Raw genomic sequence first — 26,593 nt, 5'->3', positions numbered from 1 at the left:
TGCGATAGATAACCCTTGTTGAAAATAAAAAAATATGGTAACATTAAAAAAATAAGAGGTGTTAGACAAAAGAAGAAGAGAGGGATTATCTATGCAGACCGTTGGTGGATATACGATTAAAACAGGAAGAACAAGAATGTGCCCAATCTGTGAGGGAGCAGCGCTTCGTTACACAGGCGATACAAAGCAGATTAACGAGAAAGAGCATTACAGACATAGATGTATTAAATGCGGCTTGGAATTTTGGTTTGATGGAAAATATGGGGAATGATGTGTGCCAATATGCCTTGTATTTCTGAAAATATAGGACATGGTTGAATTGGGTGAAAAATTAGTAAAATTAGAAAAAAGGTATTGACAAAGTGTATGATAATTAGTATACTAGCAAGGCAGGTGTAACAAAGCCTGTCTCAGTTTATGGGATCATAGCTCAGCTGGGAGAGCATCTGCCTTACAAGCAGAGGGTCATAGGTTCGAGCCCTATTGGTCCCATAATTAATTATATAAATACCGATATGGCGGAATAGCTCAGCTGGCTAGAGCACACGGTTCATACCCGTGGTGTCGTTGGTTCAAGTCCAATTTCCGCTACTAGAATACCTAATATAACACTTGTTATGTTGGGTTTTTTTGTATCATAAGAAATTGCTTTAATTTTCCTATGATAAAAAAAACTATTTATGCGCACGAATGCAAGAAAAACTCACACTTTTTTAGGTAAATACACACTCGCATGAAAACAACAGGAGGAACTTCATGAGAATAGGAATGGGATATGATGTCCATAAATTGATAGAAGGTAGAGATTTGATATTAGGGGGTGTAACGGTTCCGTATGAAAAGGGACTGTTAGGGCACTCAGATGCCGATGTAATTGTGCATGCGATTATGGATTCGATATTAGGAGCAGCGGCACTCGGCGATATCGGAAAGCATTTTCCGGATACGGATCCGACATACAAGGGGGCGTCCAGTATTGTGCTTTTGGAGCGTGTGGCTGAATTAATTGAAGAAAAAATGTATATTATTGAAAATATTGATGCAACAATAATAGCACAGAAGCCAAAGCTCTTGGGATACATTCCACAGATGGTGGAAAACGTGGCGAACGCTTTGAAAATACCGGTGGGCAGTGTGAATATCAAAGCGACGACAGAGGAAGGCTTAGGTTTTACAGGAAGCGGACAGGGAATTTCCGCTCACGCAATCTGTGCGCTGAACACGGTTGCAGATTATCGGTATGAGGAAAGCTCTGCAAGAAGTTTTCCAGCTTGCGGTGGTTGCAATGGCTGTTCGGGATGCCCGAAACATAATCAGGAATAAAGCGACGGTTACTGCTGTATGCAATCAGGCAAAGGGAGGAAACTATGATTTTTAAAAGAAATAATAAGTCCAAGAAGCAGGAAGAAGGAATTCAGATACAGTCCTTAACTTATAAGGAGCATGGGGATACCCGCTCTTTATGGGAGACAACCTTTGGTGAAGACAGCAAGGAATTTACAGATTTTTATTATAACAATAAGATAGCGGACAACAGCATATGGGTGGCAAGGGAGAACGAGCAAATTCTTTCTATGGCTCAGCTTAATCCGTATCAGATACACCTTGGAGCTGCAATTGTTCCGGCTCACTATATTGTTGGAGTTGCGACGCTTGAGGAATACCGCAGGCAGGGTCTGATGCGGACTGTTTTGGAGGCGGCATTGCAGCAGATGTATGACAATCAGGAGCCTCTTACCTACTTGATGCCTGCAAAAGAGGAGTACTACGTAGGCTTTGATTTTGTGTCAGTCTACTATCAGAACAAGGGCGTTCTGGTGGGAAACAATGAAGAAACGAGTCTTCGCTGTGTAAATCCTTCTGAGAAGGAGATGAAGGAGCTGGCACGTTTTTCAGAAGAGATATTGCTGGAACATTACAGTGTTTTTGCACATCGCGATTATAGGTATTATGAAATGCTCAAAACCCAGTTTCAAGCGGAGCATGGCGAGATTGTATGCGTGTACGATGGAAATATATTGGTGGGTTATTTCTTTTATGGGGAATACGATTCCATCGAGGTGATGGAACCGGTATGCCTGCCTCAGTATAGAAGTGAGTTTCCTAGCGTGTTGGCGAAAAAATTCGAAGGTTTTGAGAAGGAGATAAACGTCACTGCGTTTGATTTTTTAAACGAGGACGATTTTAAAAATATTGTGACAAAGCCGGCAACGATGGTTCGAATTGTATCGCTGGAGAAGTTCGTGAGATATTTAACGGCAACAAGTCCTATAGAACTTATTGTAAAGTTGGAGGATTCCTTTATTGAGCAAAATAATGGTATATTCTCTATTCATATAGGAATGCATCATTCCAAGGTGGAGGCAGTGGAGGAAATACCTGAAATTATGCTTACAATCAGAGAGTTAAGTGCCATTTGTTTTTATAATGAAATTCCGAAGTCGGTAATCGAAAAGGCAGAGGAGCACACCCTTGATAAAATTAGTAAAATAATAAAATTTGAACCCATCTTTTTAAATGAATTTGTTTAGGAAATAAAGTTGACAAAACAGGTTTTTTTGAATAAACTATACTAGGTAAATGCAGAGATTGGAAAGAGTAATTTGTCAAAAATAGCAGAGAGGGATTGCCGCAGGCTGAAAGCAGTTCTTATATTTTGAGAAATGAATGTGCCTCCATGAGCAGATTGGGTGAAGGACAGTAGCCTGATACGAGTGACACATGTTACGTGTATGAGTGATAGGTATGAAAATACCTCTACATAGAGTGGAACCGCGGATAAACTTCGTCTCTAAATTTGATATGAGACGGGGTTTATTTTGTATAGGTAAAATATCTTTTGCATATCTTACCTTTACCAAATCTATTATAGTATTATATAAGGAGATTCTAGTATGGGTATATTTCGTTATATAAAAGAAGAAATCGATGTGATAACAGAGAGGGACCCTGCGATAAAGACGCCTTGGGAGGTGCTTTTGTATCCCAGCTTCAAGGTGATGCTACATTATAGATTAGCACATAAATTATATACAGGAGGACATTATTTCCTGGCGAGATGGATATCCCAGAGAGCGACGAGAAAGACCGGAATTGAGATACATCCGGGCGCTTCCATAGGAAAAGGCTTGTTTATTGACCACGGAAGCGGAGTCATCATAGGTGAAACCACGATTATAGGCGACAATGTCACCCTTTATCAGGGGGTAACGCTTGGTGGAACCGGAAAAGAAACCGGAAAACGCCACCCGACTTTAAGGGATAACGTTATGGTAAGCGCGGGGGCAAAGATAATTGGTTCCTTTACAATCGGAGAAAATTCAAAGATTGGAGCAGGCTCTGTTGTGTTGAAGGAAGTGCCTCCCAATTGCACCGTTGTAGGTGTTCCGGGGCGAATTGTAAAGCAGGATAATATAAAAATTCCAAGAAGCGATATGGATCAGGTTCATCTGCCTGACCCGGTGTTAAGCGACTTGATGCAGCTTAGGGAGGAAAATGAGGAGCTTCGAAAAGATGTGGAATTATTGAAAAAACAATGCATGAAAGCAGAATAGAAATAATACAGGTAGAAAAAGGAGAATTCATATGAAGGTATACAATACTTTAACGAAGAAAAAGGAAGAATTTGTGCCGATTGAAGAAGGAAAGGTACGCATGTATGTGTGTGGTCCGACTGTTTACAACTATATTCATATCGGAAATGCAAGACCGATGATTATCTTTGACACGGTGAGAAGATATATGGAATATAAGGGATATGATGTAAACTATGTATCCAATTTTACGGATGTGGACGACAAAATTATAAAAAAGGCAATTGAGGAGGGCGTGAGTGCTTCTGAAATATCAACCCGCTATATTGCAGAGTGTAAGAAGGATATGGAGAGCCTGAATGTACTTCCGGCGACCACACACCCTCTTGCTACAGAGGAAATCGGCGGAATGCTTGAGATGATTCAGACTTTGATTGACAAGGGCTTTGCTTATGAAAAAGGCGGAAGCGTTTACTTTAGAACAAAAAGATTTGAGGAGTACGGAAAGCTTTCCAAGAAAAATCTGGAAGACTTAGAGGCGGGAAAGCGAATTGCGGTTGAGGAGCAGAAGGAAGATGAGATGGATTTCGTGCTCTGGAAGCCAAAAAAGGACGGGGAGCCATCCTGGGTATCTCCTTGGAGTGACGGACGTCCGGGCTGGCACATTGAGTGCTCTGTTATGGCAAAAAAATACTTAGGAGACGAGATTGATATTCACGCAGGCGGTGAAGACTTGATTTTTCCTCATCATGAAAACGAAATTGCCCAGAGTGAGGCATGCAATGACAAAACCTTTGCAAAATACTGGCTGCACAATGGCTTTTTAAATATTGACAACAGAAAGATGTCAAAATCACTTGGCAATTTCTTTACCGTAAGAGAAGTCGGTGAAAAATATGATTTGCAGGTGCTTCGTTTCTTTATGCTCGGCGCACATTACAGAAGTCCGCTCAATTTCAGTGAAGAGCTTATGGAGTCTTCCAAAAACGGTTTGGAGAGAATCCTTACAGCAGTAGATAATCTAAAGCATTTAAAGGAAGCATCCCAGACAACGTCGGTAAGTGAAAATGAGACCGAAAAGCTTGCAGCGGCGAAGGAGTATATACGGAAATTTGAAAATGCGATGGACGATGACTTTAATACGGCAGATGCGGTTTCCGCCATTTTTGAGCTTGTAAAATATGCAAACTCAAACTCAGATGCGCAAAACTCAAAGGAATATTTGGATAGCCTGTACGAGGAAATTAAGAGGCTGTGTGATATTCTTGGAATTATTGTGGAGAAGGAAGCAGAAATCTTAGCTGAAGATATTGAGAAGCTGATTGAGGATAGACAGGCGGCGAGAAAGGCGAAGAATTTTGCAAGAGCTGACGAAATCAGAGACGAGCTTCTCGCAAAGGGAATTATATTAGAGGACACAAGAGAAGGGGTAAAATGGAAAAAGGCATAAATGAATTTATACCATATCTAGAGAAAATATTTGATTTGCCAGAGGTTGATATGAGGACGTATTCTCCGCTTGTGCTGGCTTATATCGGAGATGGTATTTACGATGTTATTATAAGAACGATTGTCGTAGCACACGGAAACAGCCAGCCTAATAAGCTTCACAAGAAAACGAGCCGTCTGGTAAAGGCTTCCGCACAGTCTGCAATGATTGAGGCAATCAAGGAGGATTTGACGGAGGAGGAGATGAAGGTCTACAAGAGAGGCCGCAATGCGAAATCTCCCACAATGGCAAAAAACGCCTCTATGGCAGATTACAGAAGGGCTACGGGCTTTGAGGCGCTCATGGGATACCTGTATTTACAGGGAGAGATGGAGCGTATGATTGAGCTGATTAAAAAAGGTCTGGAAAAAAGCGAAGAAAAAATATAAGAGGCGGTGCAACACATCGTGCCTGAAAAGAAAAATTGGAGGTAACAGTGAGATACGAAGAATTAACCATAGAAGGAAGAAATGCGGTTTTGGAGGCGTTTCGGGCAGGAAAAACAATTGACAAAGTTTTTGTGCTCGACGGATGTCAGGACGGTCCGATTAAGACAATAACGAGAGAAGCCAGAAAGTATGATACAATCATCAACTATGTTCCGAAAGAGCGACTGGATCAGATGTCAGAGACAGGCAAGCATCAGGGAGTAATCGCCTATGCCGCCGCATATGAATATGCTGAGGTAGAGGATATTTTAAACATTGCGAAGGAAAAGAATGAGCCACCTTTTATTTTGCTGCTTGATAATATAGAAGATCCGCATAATCTGGGGGCTATTATCCGTACCGCAAATCTTTGCGGTGCTCATGGTGTAATCATCCCGAAAAGACGTGCAGTAGGACTGACCGCTACGGTTGCAAAAACCTCAGCAGGTGCGCTTAACTACACACCGGTGGCAAAGGTTACGAACCTTGGCAATACGATCGAAGAACTGAAGGAGCAAGGAATGTGGTTTGTCTGCGCCGATATGGGCGGAGAATTGATGTACAAGCTTGATTTAAAGGGACCGATTGGTCTTGTAATCGGAAGCGAAGGAGAAGGCGTGAGCCGTCTGGTAAAAGAGAAATGTGATTTTGTTGCTTCCATTCCGATGAAGGGTGACATCGATTCCTTGAATGCCTCTGTTGCGGCAGGAGTGCTCGCCTATGAGATTGTAAGACAGAGAATGAATTAGTAACAAGAGTTTAAATTGGAAGCGAAGGTGAGTATGTGGACAACTACACGAAAATGAGTGACGAGCAGTTAATTTCTTTGGCACAGGGAGGAAACAATCAGGTAGTGGACTATCTGATGGAAAAGTACAAGAATCTGGTCAGGAGGAAAGCATATGAGCTATTTATGATTGGCGGAGACAATGACGATTTGATACAGGAGGGAATGATAGGGCTGTTTAAGGCAGTGAGAGACTATAACAGCCAAAAAGAGACCTCCTTCTTTACGTTTGCCGATTTATGCATCTCAAGGCAGATGTACACCGCCATTCATGCCTCCAAAAGAAAAAAGCATACACCGCTTAATACATATGTCTCCCTCTATTCCGGTATTTCCGAGGAGAGCGAAGAGCAGGAGATGATTGAGCAGGTCTACTCCGTTTACGACCGAAATCCGGAGGAACTGTTTATCGATAAGGAAAACGAAGGTTATATTGAAGAAAAAATGCAGGAAAATTTGAGTACCTTTGAGATGCAGGTCATCAATCTGTACATGACAGGAATTCCCTACGTTGAGATTGCGGAGCGATTGGACAGAACACCTAAGTCGGTGGATAACGCCATTCAGAGGATACGAGGGAAACTGAGCGCAGTTCTGGCGAAGAAGTGACCGTGTTTTTTAAGAAATAATAGTATTTTCAGTTTAGGGGTTGACTTTTATTCCAAAATATAATATATTATACAAGGTCGTCACATAATATATTTGCTGTTATAGCTCAGGCGGTAGAGCGCAACATTGGTAGTGTTGAGGTCACGGGTCCGACTCCCGTTAGCAGCTTAATGAAAAGTAGTGGAAAATAGCTTCAAACGCTTGTAATTAGAGGGTTTGAAGCTATTTTTTTATGGTATAAAACAATTTGAAATTGTATAAAAGAGGGTTAGTCTATGGTTAGTCAGTTATAAATTGTCGGACAATTAATTGGCGGAATTAAGCACAAGTTAGTCAAAAAATTAGTCAAAAAACCACATGTTTTCTAGTTTATCGGTCAGGTCTGTTTTATTTTCCATTAAGTGAGTATAAATCTCCAAGGTAACTTTTATAGTTGAATGCCCCAAAAGTCTTTGAGCTTCTTTTACGTCTATTCCATCATGTTATTTGTGAGTATCATAATTGGAGTCATAAAGATTGGATTTAGATTATAAAATTTAGAAGAAAGGTTAAAAAGGTGAGTTATTATGAGCGAAAAAACAAAAACATGGTTAAAAGCAGCAGGGGTAAGGGCAATCAAAACAGTAGCGCAGACGGCAGTAGCTGCAATTGGAACAACAGCGGCAATGGGAGATGTGAGCTGGGTTACAGTAGCATCTACAGCGGTACTGGCAGGAATTTTATCTCTATTGACATCCGTGGCAGGGTTACCGGAAATTAAAGAAACAGCCAATAGTACAGAGCATGAGTAAAAGTACTCTCTTTTTATTTTAGAAAGAGAAGAGGTATATTATGATTTTGGGAATAGATATCAGTGTTCACAATGGAAATGTAAATGTAAAGAAGGTAAAAGAGGACGGATATCAGTACATTATTATTCGGTCGGGATATGGTCAAAATAACATTGACCAAAAATTTACGCCTAATGCACAAGCGTGTATCAATTTGGATATGCCGATGGGAGTATATTGGTTTAGCTATGCTTACACTGTAGAAATGGCAAAACAAGAAGCTCTATATGCAATTGAAGCAGTAAAGAAATACAAGGCGAAATGTCCAATAGCATATGATTTGGAATATGACTCTGTTCGTTACGCAAGGACCAAGGGAGTTGAAATCACAAAAAGTCTGGCAACTTCAATGGCAAAAGCTTTTCTGAGCGAGGTAGAAAAAGCCGGTTATATACCTGTACTTTATACCAACAGCGATTATGAAAAGAATTATTTTGACATGAAACAATTTATAGGAATTCATAAATGGTATGCACATTACAAAGATGCTATATCAACAACGGAGAAGGAGCGTGCATCGATTTGGCAAAAGTCAAGTACGGGGAAGGTTAGAGGCATAACTGGAAATGTAGATATCAACGAGTTTTATGTTGATTTTAAACAGTTAGAAGCCACAGAGAAAGAAAAGCAGAAAGTTACTTGCAATATTAATATTCTCAATTTTCAGAAAGCTGCAAATGCAGACGGTTACAGGGATCAAAATGGGAAAGCGCTTATTGAGGATGGTATAGACGGTTCAAAAACTCAGTATGTACGCAAGCAGATTGTACTTAAGGCTTTTAAAATTTCTACAGGTTTTAAAGTAGGAAGTACTGGAAATGTTGTAGAGTGGTGGCAAACACGCTTGAATGAGTTAGGGTTTATTACTGTAATTGACAGTAAATATGGAAAGGATACAAGAGAAAAAACACGGTTAATGCAAAAGAAATACAACTTAAAAAAAGACGGAGTTGCGGGCTATAATAGTATTTCAACAGCATTCTATGTTTAAATCTACATAGGTATTAAATGATAACCACACTTTAAATAAGATTATTAGGATAAAAAAAGACCACTTATAAAGTGGTCTTTCATATTGCTATTTATGCAATACAAACATTAACAGCTTGTAATCCGCGAGGACCCTTTGTAACATCAAATGTTACAGACTGGCCGTCTTCCAATGATTTAAAACCATCCATTGCAAGACCTGAAAAATGTACGAATACATCTTCGCCTTGTTCATTAGATATGAAACCAAAACCTTTTTGAGCGTTAAACCATTTTACTGTACCTTTATTCATGAAAGATACCTCCTAATTTTTATTATATTTTGTGTGAAAATAAAAAATCACATACCTTTCGTAAATCATCAATAGAATAATGACTTACGAAAAATATGTGAAATCAAAACTTCATTTAAAATATAAATTGATTATATCATGGTTAAAAGAGAGTGTCAAGGATAATTTTTAAAATAAAAAAGGTCCAACCCCTAAAGGCTGAACCTTTTAAAAACAAATTTATTTACAATATTGAGCAATCAAATTTAATAAGTCACTTAAGTTACATGAGTTAAAGTTGAAACACATATCGCATATCCTCCTTTATGTTTTGCTTTCTTAAGAACAAGTTAATTGTAACACTAATGAAACAGTATTGTAATATTGAAAGGATGGAAAGATAAGCAGCTATTGGAAGATATGGAAATCGGGTTTATTAGGGGTAACTCGTTTTATTTCATAAATAGGAATAACAAACGAAATCAAAAGCCCTAACATTCCCAATGTAAAAACTCCTTTTTGGCAAATAATAATAATGTAATCGTTACAAAATATTATTTACAGGAAAGGAGATTTTTATGTCTGAAAATCATTTGGCAATAGTGAATATGCCGATTCAGCAATGGGGTGAATTGTATACGCAAGAAGAAGCCCTGAATGTAGGTACGATATTCCACGACTTAAATATGCCGTTTTTTGCCGCAGAGTCAGTTATGAGTACAACAAGTCCGATCGCAAGCGGAATAGAAAGTACTGGAATATCAAAAGAACAGGCAGAGAGAGAACAGTTGATGACAAAAATCAATCAAGTAAGTTTTTTTCTGGATGATTTAACGCTTTATTTAGACACTCATGAAAAAGATGCCCAGGCTCTCCAGCTCTATCATGAAAAATCATTGGAGTGTGCAGAACTGAGAAAACAGTTTGCACAAAAATTTTATCCTCTAACAAAGCTATGTGTTCCTTTTTGCGGAAGCGGAGAGGCAAGCTTTTGCTTACAGGATGGTCCGATGCCTTGGGAAGGAGCGTGTGTTTAAATGTGGATTTATGAAAAACGACTCCAATATCCGGTTAAAATTACGAAAACCTGTCCGAAAACAGCCAAGCTGATTATCAGTCAGTACGGAGGACCGGACGGAGAGTTATCAGCTTCTATGCGCTATTTGTCACAACGCTACACTATGCCGGTTAAAGAGGTGGGAGGTCTTTTGACAGATATTGGTACAGAGGAATTGGCGCATATGGAAATGATATGTGCTATGGTATATCAGCTTACCAAGAATTTGACAATCGAACAAGCAAAGACAGAAGGATTTGATGCATATTATATTGATCATACGACAGCTCTTTGGCCGCAGGCCGCCGCAGGGCTTCCGTTTACGGCAATCGAATTTCAGTCCAAGGGAGATGCCATCACTGATTTAACAGAAGATTTGGCAGCGGAACAAAAAGCAAGAACAGTATATGACAATCTGCTTCGCATGATTCCGGATCCGGAAATCAGGGAACCGTTAAAGTTCTTAAGAACCAGAGAGATTGTCCATTTCCAAAGATTTGGAGAAGCGTTGGAAAGGACAAAGGATAAGTTAGATAGCAAGAACTTTTATTATTTTAACCCTGAGTTTGATAAAGATATGTTCCACGGCAAGTTGTAGTCATTAAGATTAAGGTGTCAGAAACAGTGCGAGCACATTTTGACACCTTAATTTTATTGTATAGACCTCAACAAGATGAAGCTGCTTGCGGCTTTATTTGTCATGAATTAAAATAACAAGGGAACTGCTGTACAATACCCTTTGTCATCATATCTGCCATTGTAAGAGCCTGCTTCTCGATATTATCGAACATGACGATACTGTTTTGGTAATTGCCTCTTAAGATATCAATAACTTCAGTTTTGGTCATAGAAAGATGGGCGTAGAGCATCTTTTTCCAATCGCATGCGGACCAGTGAGGGTTGATACTGGCTAAGAAATCGGCAATCTGACTTGCATTTTGATACCAGCGTCTTTCTGCATCTTCCGCTGCGGCAGTGTCGTTTGTTTTTAATGCATTGACGAGCTCAGCGGCGATGGTGAGATGCGCGGTGAACAATTCTGCTATTTGGGCACTTATTTCTTTCCCATAAAATGGCATGAATGCTGCTTCTAAATCCTTAGGATTGCAAAGAAGCCGCTTTGTGACCATGTCTAAATCGGGAAGCCCAAAGATTGTACTTATGATAAACATTCTGGTCCAATAAACATGCTGCGACCAGAGTAACCGCATATGATTACTCAGTATTTTTTCTGCATAGGTGATGGATAACGTACGGCATCGCCCAACATTCTGAGCCGTGACGTCAGATTGATTTTTATATGAATTTGCTTCGTTTGAAGATGAAGGCATTTTTCCTCTTTTTACTCAAAAATTTATTATATAATATGAAAAGATTTAAAATGCCGTAACTTGTTCCATGAAGATAATTAATTAAGCAAGTATTTTTTCCAAATCTTCCTCCGGCGTGCTGATTGGTGTAAGGTTATAGTTTTCTACGAGAATATTTAACACATTCGGGGAAACGAACGCCGGAAGTGTAGGGCCGAGGTAAATATTTTGAATGCCAAGATATAAGAGCGTGAGAAGGATGCATACCGCTTTCTGCTCATACCAAGACAGGACGAGTGTGAGGGGGAGATCATTCACGCCGCACTCAAAAGCATCTGCCAATGCCAAGGCGATACGGATACCGCTGTAGGAATCGTTGCACTGTCCCAAGTCGAGAAGGCGGGGGATACCATCAATTTCGCCCAAATCTAAATCGTTGAAACGATATTTGCCGCAGGCGGCAGTGAGAATAATGGAATCTTTTGGTGCCTGTTTGACAAATTCTGTATAATAGCTTCTTCCCGGGGCAGCACCGTCGCAGCCTCCGACAAGGAAGAAGTGGCTTATCTTTCCGTCTTTTACCGCTTGTATTACCTTGTCTGCCATGGAAAGAACCGTTTCATGGGCACACCCTGTTGTGACAGTCGTTCCCTTGTTGATTCCGGTCATAGGCATAGCTTCCTCATAGCCGCCGCATTCGATTGCCTTTTCTATGACAGGAGTAAAATCCTTGTCTTCACCAATATGAACCAGTTCAGGGTAAGAAACGACAGAGGTGGTGTAGACTCTGTCCTTGTAGCTTTCTCTCACCGGCATCAGACAGTTTGTTGTAAATAGGATGGGAGCCGGAATGTTGTGGAATTCAAACTGCTGACTCTGCCAAGCTGTTCCGAAATTTCCCTTTAAATGCGGGTAAGCCTTTAATTTTGGATATCCGTGGGCAGGCAGCATTTCACTGTGTGTATAAATATTGATGCCTTTATCCTTGGTTTGCTCCAGCAAAAGCTTTATATCATGTAAATCGTGACCGCTGACGACGATAAAAGGTCCTTTTTCGATTGTGAGCGGTACCTGAGTCGGGACAGGTGCACCGTATGCTTCAGTATTAGCGGCGTCTAACAGCTCCATGCATTTGAAGTTGATCTCCCCTGTTTTTAGGACGAGAGAGAGCAGCTCGTCTTGACCTAAATCTTCGCCGATTGCATAAAGCCCCTCGTAGAAAAAGTTGTTTACATCCTCGTCCATCTTTCCGAGTGCCATGGCATGGTATGCGTATGCCGCCATACCTCGCAAGCCGAATAAGATAAGAGATTTCAAGGAACGAATGTCCTCGTGGTCCTCCCAAAGGCATCTCATATCATAATCCTCATATTTTTCAGCGTTGATTCTTGTACGCTCCTCATGGATTTTTGTCGTAAGTTTTTTGATTGTATCGTTGTAGAAGTTTACATTTGTAATGGTTGTAAAAAGCCCTTCCATCACAATTTTGTGGGTATTCTCTGTCGGTCGGCCTGATTTGGCGGCACGTGCAAGCCCGATTAAGGCTCCGGTTAATTCGTCTTGATAATTGGCGGTGTCACTTTTTTTCCCGCATACACCGGATTTTCCCTCACAGCCGGTATTGTGTGCTGTTTGCTGACATTGAAAACAAAACATATCTTTCATTCAAGATTCCTCCTATAAAATGCTATAGAGCGGTCAAAATATACCGCTGCCATTGTTTTATAGTTTCTGCATTCAGGGAAAGAATATACATTTTTAGAATAAAGAAGTTGTATACAAGAAAGTGTGAGCTTTGCTCACACTTCGCACCCAAGCGGGTTGCAAAGCAACAGCTTCTACTCTGCGAGGTGCACATAAACAAGATGAAGCTGCTTCACTTGTAATGAATTAAAAAACTCCCCTATCCTAGATAAAAGAATAGGGGAGCTATATCAGCTTTTACACCAACGCCTCGCAAAGTGCGGTGAGTGCTAAGGACTGTCCGTAAGCCATCGGCGCAATAATAATATTTTTGTAATGGTCTGCATCGTATCCCATTCCGGTTCCAGCAGATACATTTAAAACGGTGCCGTCGCTGTCGATGTTTTTGCAGATTGCTTCAACTGCCTTATCCGCATAAACCTGATAGCTCTCGTCTAAAAGTCCAAGCTTAATTGCCTTTAACATTCCGGTCACGATTGCGGCAGAACCGGAAACCTCCTCGTAGCTTGTGCTGTCTGTCAGGACAGTATGCCACAGACCGGAAGGTGCCTGAAGCTTAACCAGTGCATTTACCTGAGCCTTGAAGGTATCGAGTAAGAATTTCTTAACGCCTGCATCCAAGGTAGATTTGCTCATTTCAAGGAAATCAATAATTCCAAAGGTAAACCAAGAATTACCGCGGCACCAGAAAACGCCTCCGAAGTTGCTGTTTTCATTAAAGCTCCAGCCGTGGTAGAAAAGCCCGGTCTTCTTCTCATATAAATATTTGATATGAATCAAAATCTGGTGGTTTGCTTCACTGATCCAATCCTGACGATTGTATTTGTGTCCCATTTTGTTTAAGAACAATACAGTCATAAAAATGGTATCAATCCACATTTCACTCTCATTTAAACGAACGCCCTGGCGGTCTCCAATTGCACTTGTCACGTGCTGGAAAGCACCCTCTTTTGTGCGGGGAAGATAGTTCATAAGCCAGTCTGCACGCTCGAGACAAAGTTTTTCGTAAACAGGGTCATTCAGCATATCACATAAATCCACAAGGGGAAGAAACGGCGCGGTTGTGTTCACGTTTTTGGAAGGAAGTCCGATTTCTAAGTTGGTTTTGTACCAGTTTTTGAAAAAGTCGCTGTATCTGCCGTCCTTATAAAAATCATCCAGTTTTTTCAGTCCGTAAAGTCCGACACCTTGTGGCCAGTCCCACTCCTGAATACCAAAATCTCTTGGAATTAATCCCTTGGAAAGCCCCGCTTTGTCTGTGATATCGGTCTCACAGTCAGGTGCTCCAAGATTCATCAGCTTGTCAACTAAAAGATTGATTTTCTGTAATAAAACATCATTTGTTACTTTCATAGTTACCTCCATTCATATAGTGAATAATCAGGAAAAAGCGGTATGTTTCCTGCCTATCTATATAATACAAAACAAACCAACAAAAAACAATATAAATTAACAAAATATTGGTGGTAAATGCAAAAAAAAAGTGGTACTCTATAACTACAAAACAGGAGGTGCAAAATGAATATCAAACAAGCAACCGGTGCAACGGTAACTTTTGAACATTTATATAAAGAAAAAACGCTGTCAATCATAGATTTTGGAGCAGATACGAAAGCGAGTCCCGTCATCAATACAAGTGCGGTGAATGAGGCAATTAAAGCGGCAAATCAGCAGGGCGGAGGAACCGTTGTGATTCCTGCGGGTGAATTTAAAGTTTATACAATAAGGCTGCAAAGCAATGTAAACCTTTATCTTGAAAAGAATGCAGTTTTACAGGCAGCGAAGACGGATATTACGAAGTCCTACCAAAAACAAAAAAGCGAAGGCGGCAACTATGATGAGCCGGAGGTAAACCTCTATGCGGGCTTGCAGGACCACGGGCATACTTATTTTTCCAACAGTTTGATTTATGGGGAACACCTTGAGAATATCATGATATATGGTGAGGGGCTTATAAACGGAAGCTGTATCGATGAGGAGACCGGCTACCGTGAATATATTTTGCAGGGAGGAGACCCCTTTGATAATCCAATGCGAAATGAAAACGGACATACGGGGGAGTGGTTCGGAAACAAGGGTATTGCGCTTGTCAGATGTAAAAACGTTGTATTAAAGGATTTTTCTATCTTGATAGGAGGACATTTTGCGATTATTGCGGAGGGAGTGACCAATCTGCTTGCTGACCATATCTTGGTGGACACCACGCGAGATGCCTTTGACATTGATTGCTGCCAGAATGTGACGGTAGTAAATTCAGTCTTTAATTCTCTGACCGATGATGCTTTGGTGATGAAGGCATCCTACGGCGCAGGTATTTTTATGCCGACCAGGAATGTTCTGATTGAGGATTGCAAGGTAAGCGGATACGATGCAGGAAGTGTTTATGCAGGAAAATACACGAAGGACAAGCTGATTGCAACAGACCGCTGCGGTCCCACAGCGCGTGTGAAATTGGGAACCGAGTCTACCTGCGGCTATGATTTGGTGACGATAAAAAGAGTGAAGTTTGACCGTTCCAGGGGCTTTGCACTGGAGGCGGTGGATATTTCCGATTTGAGCAATATCATTTTTACCGACTGTGAGATGGACAATGTAAGCAGCTCGCCTATTTTTATCCGCGCAGGCGAGAGAGGACGTTTTCCGGTGACCGGAAACAGCGAGGAGGAGGTAGTAAATGCCCGTAAGGGAAATGTACGCCTTGACAATGTAAACTGGGTGCTTCCAAACACGGAGGATTATGAAAGCTATCCTGCAAAACGTTACATTCCTTCCTATGAGAGAAATCAGACGGTGACAGTGGACGGACATTCTAAGTTCTCTGTTGTCAATCAGGAGAAGCCGGCAAGAATGAATCCCGGCAACCTAAAAGAGATAGACGGAAACTATTATGTGATGGCTTACGATGAAGAAGCGAAGAGCTATAAGCCGGATTTGTCAAAGGAAATACCAAAGGCTGAGCTGTGCCGCTATGCCAATGCGGTCGGAAGTGATAGGATGCCAAGAGTCAGTAATATTGAGATAAGCAATATCAAAATCAAAAATGCGGACCCGAGATATCCGATGATATTAATGGGACTTATCGATGCTCCGATACAAAATGTCGTGATGAAAAATATAGAGGTGGAATATCGCGGCGGTTTAACAATGGAGCACGCCGTCGAGCAGCGGCAGTTAAACACGAACTGGAAGTACAGCCAGTATGAGACGAAAAGCTCCATACAGACTCTTCCGTGGTTAGTCAACACCTTTTTCTTAAAGTCAGAGGGATTGCTTCCGAGAGTGGACTGGGATGAGGAGAAAAATTGCTGGAGGGCAGACCCTTACAACGTGCCGGAGCTTCCGGAGGTTTATCCCGAACCTAGCAATTGGGGAATTCTCCCTGCATATGGACTGTACGCAAGGCATGTGGAGAATTTAGAGCTTTCTGATATAACGATTCGTTTTAAAGCAGAGGACGAGCGACATGCAATTGTATTAGATGACGTGAAAAAAGCAATAATTCAGAATTTAGATGCAAATATTGCTCCTGATAGATCGGTGCTTGCCAAGGTGACGAATCATTTCAAACGACCGACAAATTTTGAGTATGTGCAAAATGAACCATATTTTACAACGACAGTTACTGATTTGACGCTATCCGGTGATATTTCTGTTGAGGACGTGACGGTAAACGCTCCGTCTCCCGGAACACCGCAAGATTCCCTGTATGACATGCCGACGCTTCCGATACCGGAAAACGGCTATCATTATGAAGTAAAGACCGAAGATTATCCGATTCCCCAGACGGTATTTCGACCATTTTTATCCACGCCTGACAGGCAGAGAGGAACGGTAGGTGAGGAGCTTATCCTTACGATAACGGTTCGAAATCCTGCTACGGAAACCACAATGGAGGAGACAGACGGTTTTATCTACAATGAGGCGGTTTCCAATCGGGATTATGTGGTGGAAGGCGTCAAAAATCAAGTGATGCTGCATGTTAAGAATTTGCCGGAGGGGGCTGTATTTGATGAGGCGAGCCGGATACTTCGCTGGATACCAAAGAAGGAACAGGCTGGTGTTCATCAAATATGCGTGGAAATGGATGATGGTATTTTAGTGGAAACAGCTGTTTTGTCAATTGAGGTTGAAGAAGGGCAATAAATTGATGTTACTGTTCACTGGGCAGTATCCCGCGAAGTCAAAATTGTGTGTTTACACAATTTTGCGAGGACAGCAAGCGCCAAATCACGTTTTTGGTGATTTGTGTGCATCATGTTGCTGTGAACACCACAGGTGTGAACAGTAATAAATTGGTTAAATTAGTAAAATGGGCATAAATAAAATACTTTAAAAAGTAAGACAGGTGTGATATAATAACCAAGATATGGCGAAAGCCGGTATAAAGGAGGTAAATGGAATGAAACACATCAAAACATTAAATACGAAAAACCTTAAAAGTACAATGAAAAAGGGTGGCTGCGGCGAATGTCAGACTTCTTGCCAATCAGCTTGCAAGACTTCTTGTACAGTAGGAAATCAGAGCTGCGAAAATAAATAATATATGCCGCTACAATATGTGGAATGTTGAGTGAGTGTGCTTTGGGCCGGCTGGTTCAAAGCACACTCATTTAGAGTATTTTGCGGGCAAAAGTCCGCGTTGAAAGGAGAACATAAGCGTGGTTCATCAATATAAGAATAATGGCTATAATATCGTACTGGACGTCAACAGCGGAGCAATCCATGTGGTGGACGATTTGGTGTATGATGTTATTGCATTATTGATTGAAACGGCTTCTGAAGATGTTTTACAATACATATCAGATAGTGCCTGTCAGGAGGAAATAATAAAGAAGCTTGAGGGGCATTATACGAAAGAAGAAATTAAAGAAGCAATCAGTGATATAAAGGAATTAACGGAGGACGAGTCTCTCTTTACAAAGGACATTTACAAGGAATATATTATGGACTTTAAGAAGAGACAGACGGTAGTCAAGGCGCTTTGCCTCCACATTGCCCATGACTGTAACCTTGCCTGCAAATATTGTTTTGCGGAAGAGGGTGAGTATCATGGAAGAAGAGCGATTATGAGTTATGAGGTCGGCAAAAAGGCACTTGATTTTTTGATTGCGAATTCCGGCAACAGAAAAAATCTAGAGGTAGACTTTTTTGGCGGTGAGCCGCTGATGAACTGGCAGGTCGTAAAAGATTTGGTTATATACGGCAGAGAACAGGAGAAAATCCATAATAAGAAATTCAGATTTACGCTGACGACAAACGGTGTTTTGCTAAATGATGATATTTTGGAATTTGCCAACAAGGAGATGTCAAACATCGTACTGAGTGTAGACGGAAGGAAAGAAGTCCACGATTTTATGCGCCCTTCCAGAAATGGAAAAGGCAGTTATGAGCTGATTATGCCGAAGTTTATTAAGACAGCGGAGAGCAGAAATCAGAATAATTACTATGTAAGAGGAACCTTTACGCGTCATAATCTGGATTTTGCCCAGGACGTACTGCATTTGGCTGATATGGGCTTTAAGCAGATATCCGTTGAGCCTGTAGTGGCAGAAGAGCACGAGGAATATGCGATTAAGCAGGAAGATATTCCGCAGATTTATGAAGAATACGATAAGCTCGCAAAAGAAATGATACAGCGGGAAAAAGATGGAAAGGGCTTTAATTTCTTCCATTTTATGATAGATTTAGAGGGCGGTCCTTGTGTCGCAAAGAGATTATCAGGCTGCGGCTCAGGAACCGAATATCTGGCAGTGACACCTTGGGGTGATTTTTATCCATGTCATCAATTTGTAGGGGAGGACGGCTTTATCATGGGAAATGTAGATGAAGGCGTGACCAAGACAGAGATGAGGGATGAGTTTAAGCTTTGCAATGTTTATGCAAAGGACAAGTGTAGAGAATGCTTTGCAAGATTCTACTGCAGCGGAGGCTGCGCAGCCAATTCACATAAGTTCCATGGCTCCATCACGGATGTCTATGATATTGGCTGTGAGCTTCAGAAAAAGCGCGTAGAATGTGCAATCATGATAAAGGCTGCATTAGCTGAATAGAAAGAGAGAAGGGAAACAATGAAGAAAAAGAAAGACGTCATAATTCTTGGTGTTATTATCTTATTTATCCTGCTTTTAAGTTACACGGCTGCATACGGTTTGGGAAAGACTCAAACAGGTGCTGCAAAGAACATTAATTTAGGACTTGATTTGGCGGGCGGAGTAAGTATTACCTACCAGGCAGTAGGAGAGACACCGACGGCAGAACAAATGAGTGACACTGTCTACAAGCTTCAGAAGCGTGTTGAAAATTATAGTACAGAGTCCGAGGTTTATCAGCAGGGAGACAACAGAATTACGGTTGAAATCCCGGGTGTTACAGATGCAAATGCAATTTTGGAGGAGCTTGGCAAGCCGGGATCCCTTGAATTTCAGGATACATCAGGAAACGTGTTGTTGAGCGGTAGCGATATTGCAGATGCGTCTGCCCAGATTACGCAAGACAGTATGGGGAATAAAGAGTATGTGGTTGCGCTGAAATTGACGGAAGAAGGAAGCACAAAGTTTGCAGAAGCGACTGCTGCTAACTTAAATAAGCAGATTCCGATTGTGTATGACGGTGATGTAATCAGTGCTCCGGTTGTACAGACTGCAATCACAGGCGGAGAAGCATCTATCACAGGTATGGAAAGCTATGAGGCAGCAGAGACGTTAGCTTCCCAAATCCGTATCGGATCTCTTACCGTACAGCTTGAGGAACTTCGTTCCAACGTAGTAGGTGCCAAATTAGGTGAAGAAGCGATTGAGACAAGCTTACTTGCAGGTGCAATCGGTTTGGTTCTCATTATCATATTTATGTGTATTGTATACTTAGTACCGGGTATTGCAGCAGGTATTGCGTTGATTCTTCACACGGTATTGGAGTTAGTTGTTCTGAATGCCTTTGATATCACGCTGACACTGCCGGGTATTGCGGGCTTTATCCTCTCCATCGGTATGGCGGTAGATGCGAACGTTATCATCTATGCACGTGTGCGAGAGGAAATTGCAGCAGGAAAATCAGTGCGTAACTCCATTGATATTGGATTTAAGAAGGCAATGTCTGCCATCATTGATGGTAACGTTGCAATCCTTATCGCGGCTGCGGTACTTGGACTGAAGGGTTCAGGTGCGGTAAAGGGCTTTGCGCAGACTTTGGCAATCGGTGTTGTTTTATCCATGTTTACGGCTATTTTTATTTCAAAGCACATTATCAATGCTTTTTATACAATCAAGTTCCAGGATGTAAAATATTATGGTATTCATGCACAGAGAAAGGTTATTGATTTCCTGAGCAAAAAGACACTCGCGTTTGTTTTTGCGATTGCATTGATTGTTGCAGGCGTTGCTTCAATGGGTATTCACCATACACAAGGCAACGGTGCATTTAATTACAGCCTTGAGTTTGTCGGTGGTACGTCCACGACCGTAACGTTTAATGAGGACTTATCCATCGATGATATTGACCAGAAGGTAAAGCCTCTTGTTGAGGAGGTGACCGGTGACGGTGATATCCAGACACAGAAGGTTTCCGGTACAAATGAAGTTATCATCAAGACAAGAGAGCTGACAAGAGAAGAGAGAGAAGCGCTCAATGAGACTTTGGTTGAAAATTTCCAGGTTGATGAAACCTTGATTACGGTTGAGAGCATCAGCTCCACAATCAGCTCCGAGGTAAAGTCTGATGCGATTATCGCGGTAAGTATTGCGGCAATTTGTATTCTGCTTTACATCTGGTTTAGATTTAAAGACTTTAAATTCGCGGCGAGCGCAATTATTGCCCTCTTAAACGACGTGGTGGTTGTATTAGGCTTCTATGCACTTGCAAGAGTGGCTGTCGGCGGAACGTTTATTGCGTGTATGCTGACGATTGTCGGTTATTCCATCAATGCAACGGTTGTAATCTTTGACAGAGTCAGAGAGAATCTTACACTCATGCCGCACAAGACGGATGCAGAGCTTAGATTCCTTGTAAATGAGAGTATCACACAGACTCTGACAAGAAGTATTTATACAAACCTGACCTCCTTTATTACAATGCTTGTATTGTATATATTAGGAGTAACAGCAATCAGAGAGTTTGCACTTCCGTTGATGGTAGGTATTGCCTACGGAACATTCTCCTCAATTTGTATAACAGCTCCGCTGTGGTATGTATTTAAGACGAATAAAGAATAAAGAATAAAGAATAAAGAATAAAGATAAAACAAATAGCCTGTCTCATACGAGACAGGCTATTTTTATATATTACATTCATTCTTGCAGTTGTAAAATGGCAAGAGATTGTATATTTATGTGTTTTATGGTAAAATATTAGATAATTAGAGACGTTGTAGGATAATTCTAGCAAGAAAGTGGTGGTCACTTATGTTTATTGCTCGACAGCCTATACTCAATAAGGCGATGAAAATCTATGGATATGAACTTTTGTTCAGGGCTGATGCAGAGGATGGAAAATTCGGAAATGCTTCTGCAATGTCAGCTACTGCTTCTGTTGTCAGTAATCTTTTTGAACAGGGTATGGAACATGTTGTTGGGAGAGCGAAGGCCTTTATTAACTTTAGCTATGATTTTATTATGTCTGATTCTATAGAACTGATTAATCCGGAAACACTTATCATTGAGGTACTGGAAACTGTGAAGGTGGATAGCGCATTAATTGATAGAATTGAATATTTAAAAAGTCAAGGCTATCAGATTGCGCTGGATGATTTTGAAGAGAGCTATCATACTTATCCGCTTGTGCCTTTGGCTAACATTATAAAATATGATATTAGAATTACCCCGCTCGAAACACTCACCGGTGCAGTAAAGCAGGGGCTGCTTGACAAGAAAATACTTTTGGCAGAGAAGATTGAAACAGAAAGCGAATTTCGGCAGGCTGCTGAAATGGGTTTTCATTTGTTTCAGGGCTATTTCTTTAGTAAGCCTAAAATAGTGGGAGGGCTCGGTGTAAGAAGAAGCTCAAACGGACAATATACATTGCTTCTGGATGAGTTGAAAAAAGAGGAGCCTTCCTATGATATCATGGCAAAAATTATTGAAACAGACGTAAATCTTGCCTATCGTTTCATGAAAGTTATCAGTCATAAGAAAGGGGAATCTACATTTCATTCCCTCAGATACGCGTTGGTGCGAATGGGTCTTACTGATTTGGAAAGATGGATTAATATATTGATGCTTCAGGAGATTGCTCAGGATAAGCCGTTGGAGCTGATGAAGCTATCTCTGTCACGCTCACGATTTGGCGAATTTATGGCAAAAAGAAGTAAATTCAAAAATCGCAAAAATGAAATTTCAATGATGTGCATGTTCAGTGTTTTAGATGCTCTCTTGAATCTGCCTATGGAAAAGGCATTGGAAGGGATGCTGATTTCTGAAGATGTTTTTAAGGCTCTTGTCTTTGGGGAAGGAAGTTTACAATCCTTTTTCCGGCTAATCTTGTCCTATGAGCGGGGAGAGTGGGACAAAGTCTGTCAATATGCCGATATAATTGAGCTGGATACCAATTCCTTATATGAAGGATATTTAGAGTCGATTCGCTGGGCTTCCAGAGTGCTTGCATTGCTGGAGTAAAAATTGTAAAACACAAGTATACGAAGAATAATAAAAGTATGAAAAATACCAGAAATAAGGAAAGAAAGGACAGCAATGATGAAAAAACTGAGCAGAGAGTTTTACAGCCGGGATTCCGTTGTGGTTGCCAAGGAACTTCTGGGAAAGATTCTTGTACATGAGGTGGAAGGACAGCGGATTTCAGCTAAGATTACCGAAGCGGAAGCCTATATGGGAATTGTGGATAAGGCTGCACATTCCTATGGCGGAAAAAGGACACCGCGAGTGGAGGTCATGTATGGGGAAGCGGGGTTTTCCTATATCTTTCTGATTTATGGTATGTATTGCTGCTTTAATGTAGTAACAAGTGAGAAAGAAATACCTCAGGCTGTGCTGATACGGGCGGCAGAACCGGTAGAAGGAATAGAGGAGATGGCTAGGCGGAGATTTGGACAACCATATGAACAACTGACAAAAAGCCAGCAAAAAGGTCTTACGAACGGACCCGGGAAGTTATGTGGTGCACTGGGATTAGATCGAAGCTTCAATGGTGTGGATTTATGCGGAGATAAACTTTATGTTGAAGAGGGAGAGCCGGAGGCTTTTGGCATCATAACAACGAAACGCATCGGCATTGATTATGCGGAGGAAGCAAAGGACTATCCTTATCGGTTTTATATAGAAGGAAATGAATATATTTCTGCCAAGTAAAGCGGCAAGCCGCTGTATTTCAAATTATTAAAAAAATCTAAAAGACATGATTGTAATTGAAACGGATAGTAAAATCTGGTAGAATTAAAATAACTATAAATATCGATGTCAGACACGGAAATTGATAAGCATATAGATAAGGCATGGAAGCTGAGATACATTCAAAGGAGTGATAGTATGGCAACAATTAACCAGATGGTGAGATTTAGTTTTAATAACTATACAGCGAATACAGCAAGTTCAAGTACTTCAAGCAGCTATGATGCGACAAGCACGATTCTTCGTGATTATGCAAGCATCAAAGACGGAAGCTATAAAAAGCTGTTAAAGGCATATTATGCAAAGAATGCGGCAAATGGGGCAGAAGATACATCTACCTCTACAAGCTCTGATTCTTCAAGAACAATTATGGGCGTGAAAAGTGCTGCGATTGGTTTGGAGCTGTCAGCAGATGCGCTGACGACAAAAGGAAGCAAGTCACTGTTTAAGCAGACTGATATTACGACTACAGATGAAGCGGGCAATAAGACAACCACAAAGGGCTATGACATGGATGCTATTTACAAAGCGGTAAAAAGCTTTGTGACCGACTATAATGATACAATCGATGAAGGGGCAGAAGCAAACTCCAACTCGATATTGAAAACGACGTTATCTCTGACAAGGCTTTCCAAGGCAAACATGAACCTTTTAAAGGATGTGGGAATTACGGTTGGAAGTAATAATAAGCTGTCGGTTGACGAAGAAAAATTTAAAGATGCAGATATTAATAAGATAAAGACATTGTTTAACGGGGCTAACTCTTATGCAGCAACTGTTGCAGACAAAGCGTCCAAGCTAAAGGGAGCAGCGATTGTAGAGTCCTTGAAAGCAAACACCTATACGGAGAGTGCAAGCTACAGCAATAATTATTCGAACGGATATATTTATAACAGTTTCTTTTAATATTATAAATATAGAAAGTTTTCCTTAATATAAAAAGTACTGCAAAATGAAACTTTCATTTTGCAGTACTTTTTTATGTGTATTCAACCAAAAGAAAATGTCAGCTTTATCGGACTTGTCCAATGCTGGAAGGTGCTTTAATGCATTCTGTCTTAGTCATCGCTGCCTTGGTTTTCGTTGCCTTGGTTTTCGCTGCTTTGGCTTTCAGTGCTTTGGTTTTCCTTACATTGATTTTCTTTACTTCTCAGTTCTGACAGCTGCTTATAAAATTTATAATGGAACGGAAGGATAACAGTAGATACGTTTTTGTGCTTACTCAAATTATGGCTGATGAAGTAGGTGGTAGGATTGTGCAGCAATGCATCATACCAGTGTTCCGATATCAGCTTTGTGATAATAACGGATATATTTTCTCCGTGCTTTAACTGTTTTTCTCTTTCCCATAAGTAATTATCGAGAGGCTTGATGATATCATTATAAGGTGTCTCAATAATGGCAAGTTCAATCGGGATATTCAATGCCTCCCATTGTTTTCTAAGCGCTCTGGCATGCTCCGGATGCCGGCATACATGAACGGCTGTTATGTTATTGGAAATAGAGTTTGCATAGTTAATTGATTTTAAAAACGGTTTGTTTAAGTCATGTACCAACAAAATACACTGGGTTGATGTGACTTCATCCTTATTGTAATATGGATAAAATTTATCCATACGCAGCTCTTCTCCGATGATGTTGTATTGCTTATGAATCAAAAACATAATAATCATTAACACCGGAATTGCAAGTGCCAAAAGCCACGCACCTGCTAAAAATTTCGTGTAAAATACAATGCAGGATACGACAAGCGTAACAAGTGCACCAAATCCGTTAATCCAACATTTGTATTGCCAATTCTTTTCTTTTATATTAATCCATTTACGGAACATTCCAAACTGCGCAATGGTAAAGGAAATAAAAACGCCGACGGAGTACAATGGAATCAACTTGTGTGTATCGCTTTGGAATACAATGACAAGAAGCGATGCAGCAACAAAAATAAACATGATTCCGTTTGAAAAGCTCAGTTTCATTCCTCTTGAGGAAAATTGTCTCGGCACATAGCCGTCATGGGCAAGCATATACAAAAGCTGCGGAAGTCCGTTGTAAGCGGTGTTGGCGGCAAGTATCAGGATAAGTGCCGTAAATAACTGAATAATGTAAAACATCGGAGTGCGTCCGAATACGGAGGATGCAATCTGTGAAAGCACGGTATGTCCCTCAATCGGCACTGCCTGTATCTTGATGGCAAGGAAAGAAATTCCTCCAAATATAAATATAATGATGGAAGCAAGCATCAATAAAATATGCTTCGCATTTCTGACCGAAGGCTCCCGAAAGCTTGGAACGGAGTCACTCACTGCCTCGATTCCAGACATAGCAGAACAACCGGAGGAAAAGGCTCTCAGCAATATAATGGTTCCGATGCCTTGAATGGTTTCCTTTGGTAAAATTGTGTTAGAATATTCAATCGGCTGAAGGTTTCCGCTCACAAGACGGATAATTCCTCCGATAATCAGTATCACCATCGATAATACAAATAAATAAGTAGGAAGTCCGAAAATTTTAGATGCTTCCTTTGCACCTCTTAGGTTTATTACGGTGATAATAAGTATAAAAATAAGTGAAAATAAAACCTTATAATCATGTAAAGGCGGGAACGCAGAAGTAAGCGCCGCAGTTGCCGAAGAAATACTTACCGCCACGGTCAAAATGTAATCTATGATTAAAGCAGCAGCAGTCAATATAGCAGCAGTATTTCCTATATTTTCCTTAGCGACGCAGTAGGCACCTCCGCCCTTTGGATAATGGTCAATAATCTGTGAGTAAGACATAACCAGAATTAGCAAAAGTAATAAAATCGGTATGACAACAAATGGTATGGATCTAAATGCCAATATACCGATTGCGGGTACAAGCACGAGCAAAATTTCCTCAATTGCATATGCAACAGATGAAACTGCATCACTTGCCATAATGGGAAGACCCCACAAACGAGATAGTTTCTCGTGGCTGATTTCGTTGTTCTTCTTAGGTTTTCCCAGTAAAATTTCTTTGATGTCCATAAAATGGATCTCCTCCTGATAACTATATCAAAATTTATAAAATCCTTGAAACTGATTCATTATAGTTCCGACTTGATACTATGTCAAGTACAATTTTTGACAAAAAAGAAAATATTTATTTTTACTTTTAGAGTGCCTGAAAAACCCAGAAAATATGCATGGTTGAGGGATCTGAAAAAACGAGTAAGACCGCGAATATATTTGCATGATTTTGACAGATATGGTATTCTAATAGATATGGC

General features: G+C 40.8%; 24 protein-coding genes, 3 tRNA genes and 1 other annotated feature. Of the genes, 22 read left to right on the top strand and 5 right to left on the bottom strand.

Annotated elements, in window-relative coordinates; all coding sequences use genetic code 11:
• Nucleotides 1-91: 91 nt before the first annotated feature.
• The 13 genes from CTY48_RS11250 (at nt 92) to CTY48_RS11190 (ending at nt 8,667) form a co-directional block, all read left to right on the top strand.
• Nucleotides 92-271: a hypothetical protein gene (locus tag CTY48_RS11250; RefSeq protein ID WP_099468582.1), complete on the top strand. Its 180-nt coding sequence runs from the start codon at nt 92-94 to the stop codon at nt 269-271.
• 148 nt (nt 272-419) lie between these two features.
• A tRNA-Val gene (locus CTY48_RS11245) sits at nt 420-492 on the top strand.
• A 25-nt stretch (nt 493-517) separates the two neighbouring features.
• Nucleotides 518-591, top strand: a tRNA-Met gene (locus CTY48_RS11240).
• A 165-nt stretch (nt 592-756) separates the two neighbouring features.
• The gene (gene ispF, locus CTY48_RS11235) at nt 757-1,323 is read left to right on the top strand and encodes a 2-C-methyl-D-erythritol 2,4-cyclodiphosphate synthase (RefSeq protein WP_099468581.1); all 567 of its coding nucleotides are present in this window, start codon (nt 757-759) and stop codon (nt 1,321-1,323) included.
• Nucleotides 1,324-1,367: 44 nt separating this feature from the next.
• Complete coding sequence (locus tag CTY48_RS11230; protein WP_099468580.1) at nt 1,368-2,531, top strand: GNAT family N-acetyltransferase; 1,164 nt, start codon at nt 1,368-1,370, stop codon at nt 2,529-2,531.
• Nucleotides 2,532-2,576: 45 nt separating this feature from the next.
• Nucleotides 2,577-2,796, top strand: a binding site (T-box leader).
• Between the two features lie 98 nt (nt 2,797-2,894).
• A complete protein-coding gene (epsC, locus tag CTY48_RS11225) occupies nt 2,895-3,554 on the top strand; it encodes a serine O-acetyltransferase EpsC (protein WP_099468579.1) in 660 nt (219 codons plus the stop codon).
• A gap of 31 nt (nt 3,555-3,585) precedes the next feature.
• Nucleotides 3,586-4,983, top strand: a complete 1,398-nt coding sequence (cysS, locus tag CTY48_RS11220) for a cysteine--tRNA ligase (RefSeq protein ID WP_099468578.1) — start codon at nt 3,586-3,588, stop codon at nt 4,981-4,983.
• Nucleotides 4,968-5,411 carry a Mini-ribonuclease 3 gene (locus CTY48_RS11215; protein ID WP_099468577.1) on the top strand — a complete coding sequence of 148 codons (444 nt, stop codon included), beginning with the start codon at nt 4,968-4,970 and terminating at the stop codon, nt 5,409-5,411. The genes cysS and CTY48_RS11215 overlap by 16 nt, the downstream gene beginning before the upstream one ends.
• Nucleotides 5,412-5,458: 47 nt before the next feature.
• Nucleotides 5,459-6,199, top strand: coding sequence for a 23S rRNA (guanosine(2251)-2'-O)-methyltransferase RlmB (gene rlmB, locus CTY48_RS11210; RefSeq protein WP_099468576.1), 741 nt, complete (start codon nt 5,459-5,461; stop codon nt 6,197-6,199).
• Nucleotides 6,200-6,234: 35 nt separating this feature from the next.
• Nucleotides 6,235-6,846, top strand: a complete 612-nt coding sequence (sigH, locus tag CTY48_RS11205) for an RNA polymerase sporulation sigma factor SigH (RefSeq protein ID WP_099468575.1) — start codon at nt 6,235-6,237, stop codon at nt 6,844-6,846.
• 95 nt (nt 6,847-6,941) lie between these two features.
• Nucleotides 6,942-7,014 (top strand) — tRNA-Thr (locus CTY48_RS11200).
• A 398-nt stretch (nt 7,015-7,412) separates the two neighbouring features.
• The gene (locus CTY48_RS11195; protein ID WP_099468574.1) at nt 7,413-7,637 is read left to right on the top strand and encodes a holin; all 225 of its coding nucleotides are present in this window, start codon (nt 7,413-7,415) and stop codon (nt 7,635-7,637) included.
• 40 nt (nt 7,638-7,677) lie between these two features.
• A complete protein-coding gene (locus tag CTY48_RS11190; RefSeq protein ID WP_099468573.1) occupies nt 7,678-8,667 on the top strand; it encodes a GH25 family lysozyme in 990 nt (329 codons plus the stop codon).
• Nucleotides 8,668-8,758: 91 nt separating this feature from the next.
• Here CTY48_RS11190 and CTY48_RS11185 read toward each other — a convergent pair whose 3' ends face one another.
• Entirely contained in the window at nt 8,759-8,959 is a 201-nt protein-coding gene (locus tag CTY48_RS11185) for a cold-shock protein (protein WP_099468572.1), read from the bottom strand.
• A 557-nt stretch (nt 8,960-9,516) separates the two neighbouring features.
• Between CTY48_RS11185 and CTY48_RS11180 the strand changes: the two genes are divergently transcribed.
• Together CTY48_RS11180 and CTY48_RS11175 are read left to right on the top strand one after the other, a co-directional pair.
• A complete protein-coding gene (locus tag CTY48_RS11180; protein ID WP_099468571.1) occupies nt 9,517-9,975 on the top strand; it encodes a spore coat protein CotJB in 459 nt (152 codons plus the stop codon).
• Nucleotides 9,976-10,593, top strand: coding sequence for a manganese catalase family protein (locus CTY48_RS11175; protein ID WP_099468570.1), 618 nt, complete (start codon nt 9,976-9,978; stop codon nt 10,591-10,593). It abuts the gene before it with no gap.
• Between the two features lie 100 nt (nt 10,594-10,693).
• Here CTY48_RS11175 and CTY48_RS11170 read toward each other — a convergent pair whose 3' ends face one another.
• The 3 genes from CTY48_RS11170 to CTY48_RS11160 form a co-directional block, all read right to left on the bottom strand.
• Nucleotides 10,694-11,206, bottom strand: coding sequence for an acetylglutamate kinase (locus CTY48_RS11170; protein ID WP_099470139.1), 513 nt, complete (start codon nt 11,204-11,206; stop codon nt 10,694-10,696).
• Between the two features lie 201 nt (nt 11,207-11,407).
• A complete protein-coding gene (gene hcp / locus CTY48_RS11165; protein ID WP_408609853.1) occupies nt 11,408-12,961 on the bottom strand; it encodes a hydroxylamine reductase in 1,554 nt (517 codons plus the stop codon).
• A 285-nt stretch (nt 12,962-13,246) separates the two neighbouring features.
• Nucleotides 13,247-14,362: a glycoside hydrolase family 88/105 protein gene (locus CTY48_RS11160; protein WP_099468568.1), complete on the bottom strand. Its 1,116-nt coding sequence runs from the start codon at nt 14,360-14,362 to the stop codon at nt 13,247-13,249.
• A 165-nt stretch (nt 14,363-14,527) separates the two neighbouring features.
• Here CTY48_RS11160 and CTY48_RS11155 point away from each other — a divergent pair, with 165 nt between their 5' ends.
• From CTY48_RS11155 to CTY48_RS11125, 7 genes are all read left to right on the top strand, one after another.
• Complete coding sequence (locus tag CTY48_RS11155) at nt 14,528-17,152, top strand: glycoside hydrolase family 28 protein (protein WP_099468567.1); 2,625 nt, start codon at nt 14,528-14,530, stop codon at nt 17,150-17,152.
• A 256-nt stretch (nt 17,153-17,408) separates the two neighbouring features.
• Nucleotides 17,409-17,549, top strand: coding sequence for a six-cysteine ranthipeptide SCIFF (gene scfA, locus CTY48_RS11150; RefSeq protein ID WP_099468566.1), 141 nt, complete (start codon nt 17,409-17,411; stop codon nt 17,547-17,549).
• Nucleotides 17,550-17,667: 118 nt separating this feature from the next.
• Nucleotides 17,668-19,059, top strand: a complete 1,392-nt coding sequence (scfB, locus tag CTY48_RS11145; protein ID WP_099468565.1) for a thioether cross-link-forming SCIFF peptide maturase — start codon at nt 17,668-17,670, stop codon at nt 19,057-19,059.
• Between the two features lie 18 nt (nt 19,060-19,077).
• The gene (secD, locus tag CTY48_RS11140; protein WP_099468564.1) at nt 19,078-21,216 is read left to right on the top strand and encodes a protein translocase subunit SecD; all 2,139 of its coding nucleotides are present in this window, start codon (nt 19,078-19,080) and stop codon (nt 21,214-21,216) included.
• Nucleotides 21,217-21,405: 189 nt separating this feature from the next.
• Complete coding sequence (locus tag CTY48_RS11135) at nt 21,406-22,614, top strand: EAL and HDOD domain-containing protein (protein ID WP_099468563.1); 1,209 nt, start codon at nt 21,406-21,408, stop codon at nt 22,612-22,614.
• A 75-nt stretch (nt 22,615-22,689) separates the two neighbouring features.
• Nucleotides 22,690-23,304, top strand: coding sequence for a DNA-3-methyladenine glycosylase (locus CTY48_RS11130; RefSeq protein ID WP_331463168.1), 615 nt, complete (start codon nt 22,690-22,692; stop codon nt 23,302-23,304).
• Nucleotides 23,305-23,481: 177 nt separating this feature from the next.
• Entirely contained in the window at nt 23,482-24,249 is a 768-nt protein-coding gene (locus CTY48_RS11125; protein WP_099468562.1) for a flagellar filament capping protein FliD, read from the top strand.
• A gap of 152 nt (nt 24,250-24,401) precedes the next feature.
• Here CTY48_RS11125 and CTY48_RS11120 read toward each other — a convergent pair whose 3' ends face one another.
• Complete coding sequence (locus CTY48_RS11120; RefSeq protein ID WP_099468561.1) at nt 24,402-26,351, bottom strand: APC family permease; 1,950 nt, start codon at nt 26,349-26,351, stop codon at nt 24,402-24,404.
• Nucleotides 26,352-26,593: the final 242 nt, after the last annotated feature.

Source organism: Konateibacter massiliensis, from assembly GCF_900184995.1.
GTDB lineage: Bacteria > Bacillota > Clostridia > Lachnospirales > Lachnospiraceae > Lachnotalea > Lachnotalea massiliensis.
Note: the sequence above shows the minus strand (reverse complement) of the source record. Positions and strands in the feature narration are given on the sequence as shown.

What these genes read in the sequence shown, in the direction of transcription:
- CTY48_RS11130 (WP_331463168.1), top strand. Translation starts at nt 22,690, where the DNA reads ATGATGAAAAAACTGAGCAGAGAGTTTTACAGCCGGGATTCCGTTGTG.
- CTY48_RS11175 (WP_099468570.1), top strand. Translation starts at nt 9,976, where the DNA reads ATGTGGATTTATGAAAAACGACTCCAATATCCGGTTAAAATTACGAAA.
- hcp (WP_408609853.1), bottom strand. Translation starts at nt 12,961, where the DNA reads ATGTTTTGTTTTCAATGTCAGCAAACAGCACACAATACCGGCTGTGAG.
- CTY48_RS11160 (WP_099468568.1), bottom strand. Translation starts at nt 14,362, where the DNA reads ATGAAAGTAACAAATGATGTTTTATTACAGAAAATCAATCTTTTAGTT.
- CTY48_RS11170 (WP_099470139.1), bottom strand. Translation starts at nt 11,206, where the DNA reads ATGCGGTTACTCTGGTCGCAGCATGTTTATTGGACCAGAATGTTTATC.
- scfA (WP_099468566.1), top strand. Translation starts at nt 17,409, where the DNA reads ATGAAACACATCAAAACATTAAATACGAAAAACCTTAAAAGTACAATG.
- CTY48_RS11120 (WP_099468561.1), bottom strand. Translation starts at nt 26,351, where the DNA reads ATGGACATCAAAGAAATTTTACTGGGAAAACCTAAGAAGAACAACGAA.
- CTY48_RS11250 (WP_099468582.1), top strand. Translation starts at nt 92, where the DNA reads ATGCAGACCGTTGGTGGATATACGATTAAAACAGGAAGAACAAGAATG.
- CTY48_RS11155 (WP_099468567.1), top strand. Translation starts at nt 14,528, where the DNA reads ATGAATATCAAACAAGCAACCGGTGCAACGGTAACTTTTGAACATTTA.
- ispF (WP_099468581.1), top strand. Translation starts at nt 757, where the DNA reads ATGAGAATAGGAATGGGATATGATGTCCATAAATTGATAGAAGGTAGA.
- CTY48_RS11135 (WP_099468563.1), top strand. Translation starts at nt 21,406, where the DNA reads ATGTTTATTGCTCGACAGCCTATACTCAATAAGGCGATGAAAATCTAT.
- CTY48_RS11215 (WP_099468577.1), top strand. Translation starts at nt 4,968, where the DNA reads ATGGAAAAAGGCATAAATGAATTTATACCATATCTAGAGAAAATATTT.
- CTY48_RS11190 (WP_099468573.1), top strand. Translation starts at nt 7,678, where the DNA reads ATGATTTTGGGAATAGATATCAGTGTTCACAATGGAAATGTAAATGTA.
- CTY48_RS11180 (WP_099468571.1), top strand. Translation starts at nt 9,517, where the DNA reads ATGTCTGAAAATCATTTGGCAATAGTGAATATGCCGATTCAGCAATGG.
- CTY48_RS11195 (WP_099468574.1), top strand. Translation starts at nt 7,413, where the DNA reads ATGAGCGAAAAAACAAAAACATGGTTAAAAGCAGCAGGGGTAAGGGCA.
- CTY48_RS11230 (WP_099468580.1), top strand. Translation starts at nt 1,368, where the DNA reads ATGATTTTTAAAAGAAATAATAAGTCCAAGAAGCAGGAAGAAGGAATT.
- cysS (WP_099468578.1), top strand. Translation starts at nt 3,586, where the DNA reads ATGAAGGTATACAATACTTTAACGAAGAAAAAGGAAGAATTTGTGCCG.
- CTY48_RS11125 (WP_099468562.1), top strand. Translation starts at nt 23,482, where the DNA reads ATGGCAACAATTAACCAGATGGTGAGATTTAGTTTTAATAACTATACA.
- epsC (WP_099468579.1), top strand. Translation starts at nt 2,895, where the DNA reads ATGGGTATATTTCGTTATATAAAAGAAGAAATCGATGTGATAACAGAG.
- secD (WP_099468564.1), top strand. Translation starts at nt 19,078, where the DNA reads ATGAAGAAAAAGAAAGACGTCATAATTCTTGGTGTTATTATCTTATTT.
- CTY48_RS11185 (WP_099468572.1), bottom strand. Translation starts at nt 8,959, where the DNA reads ATGAATAAAGGTACAGTAAAATGGTTTAACGCTCAAAAAGGTTTTGGT.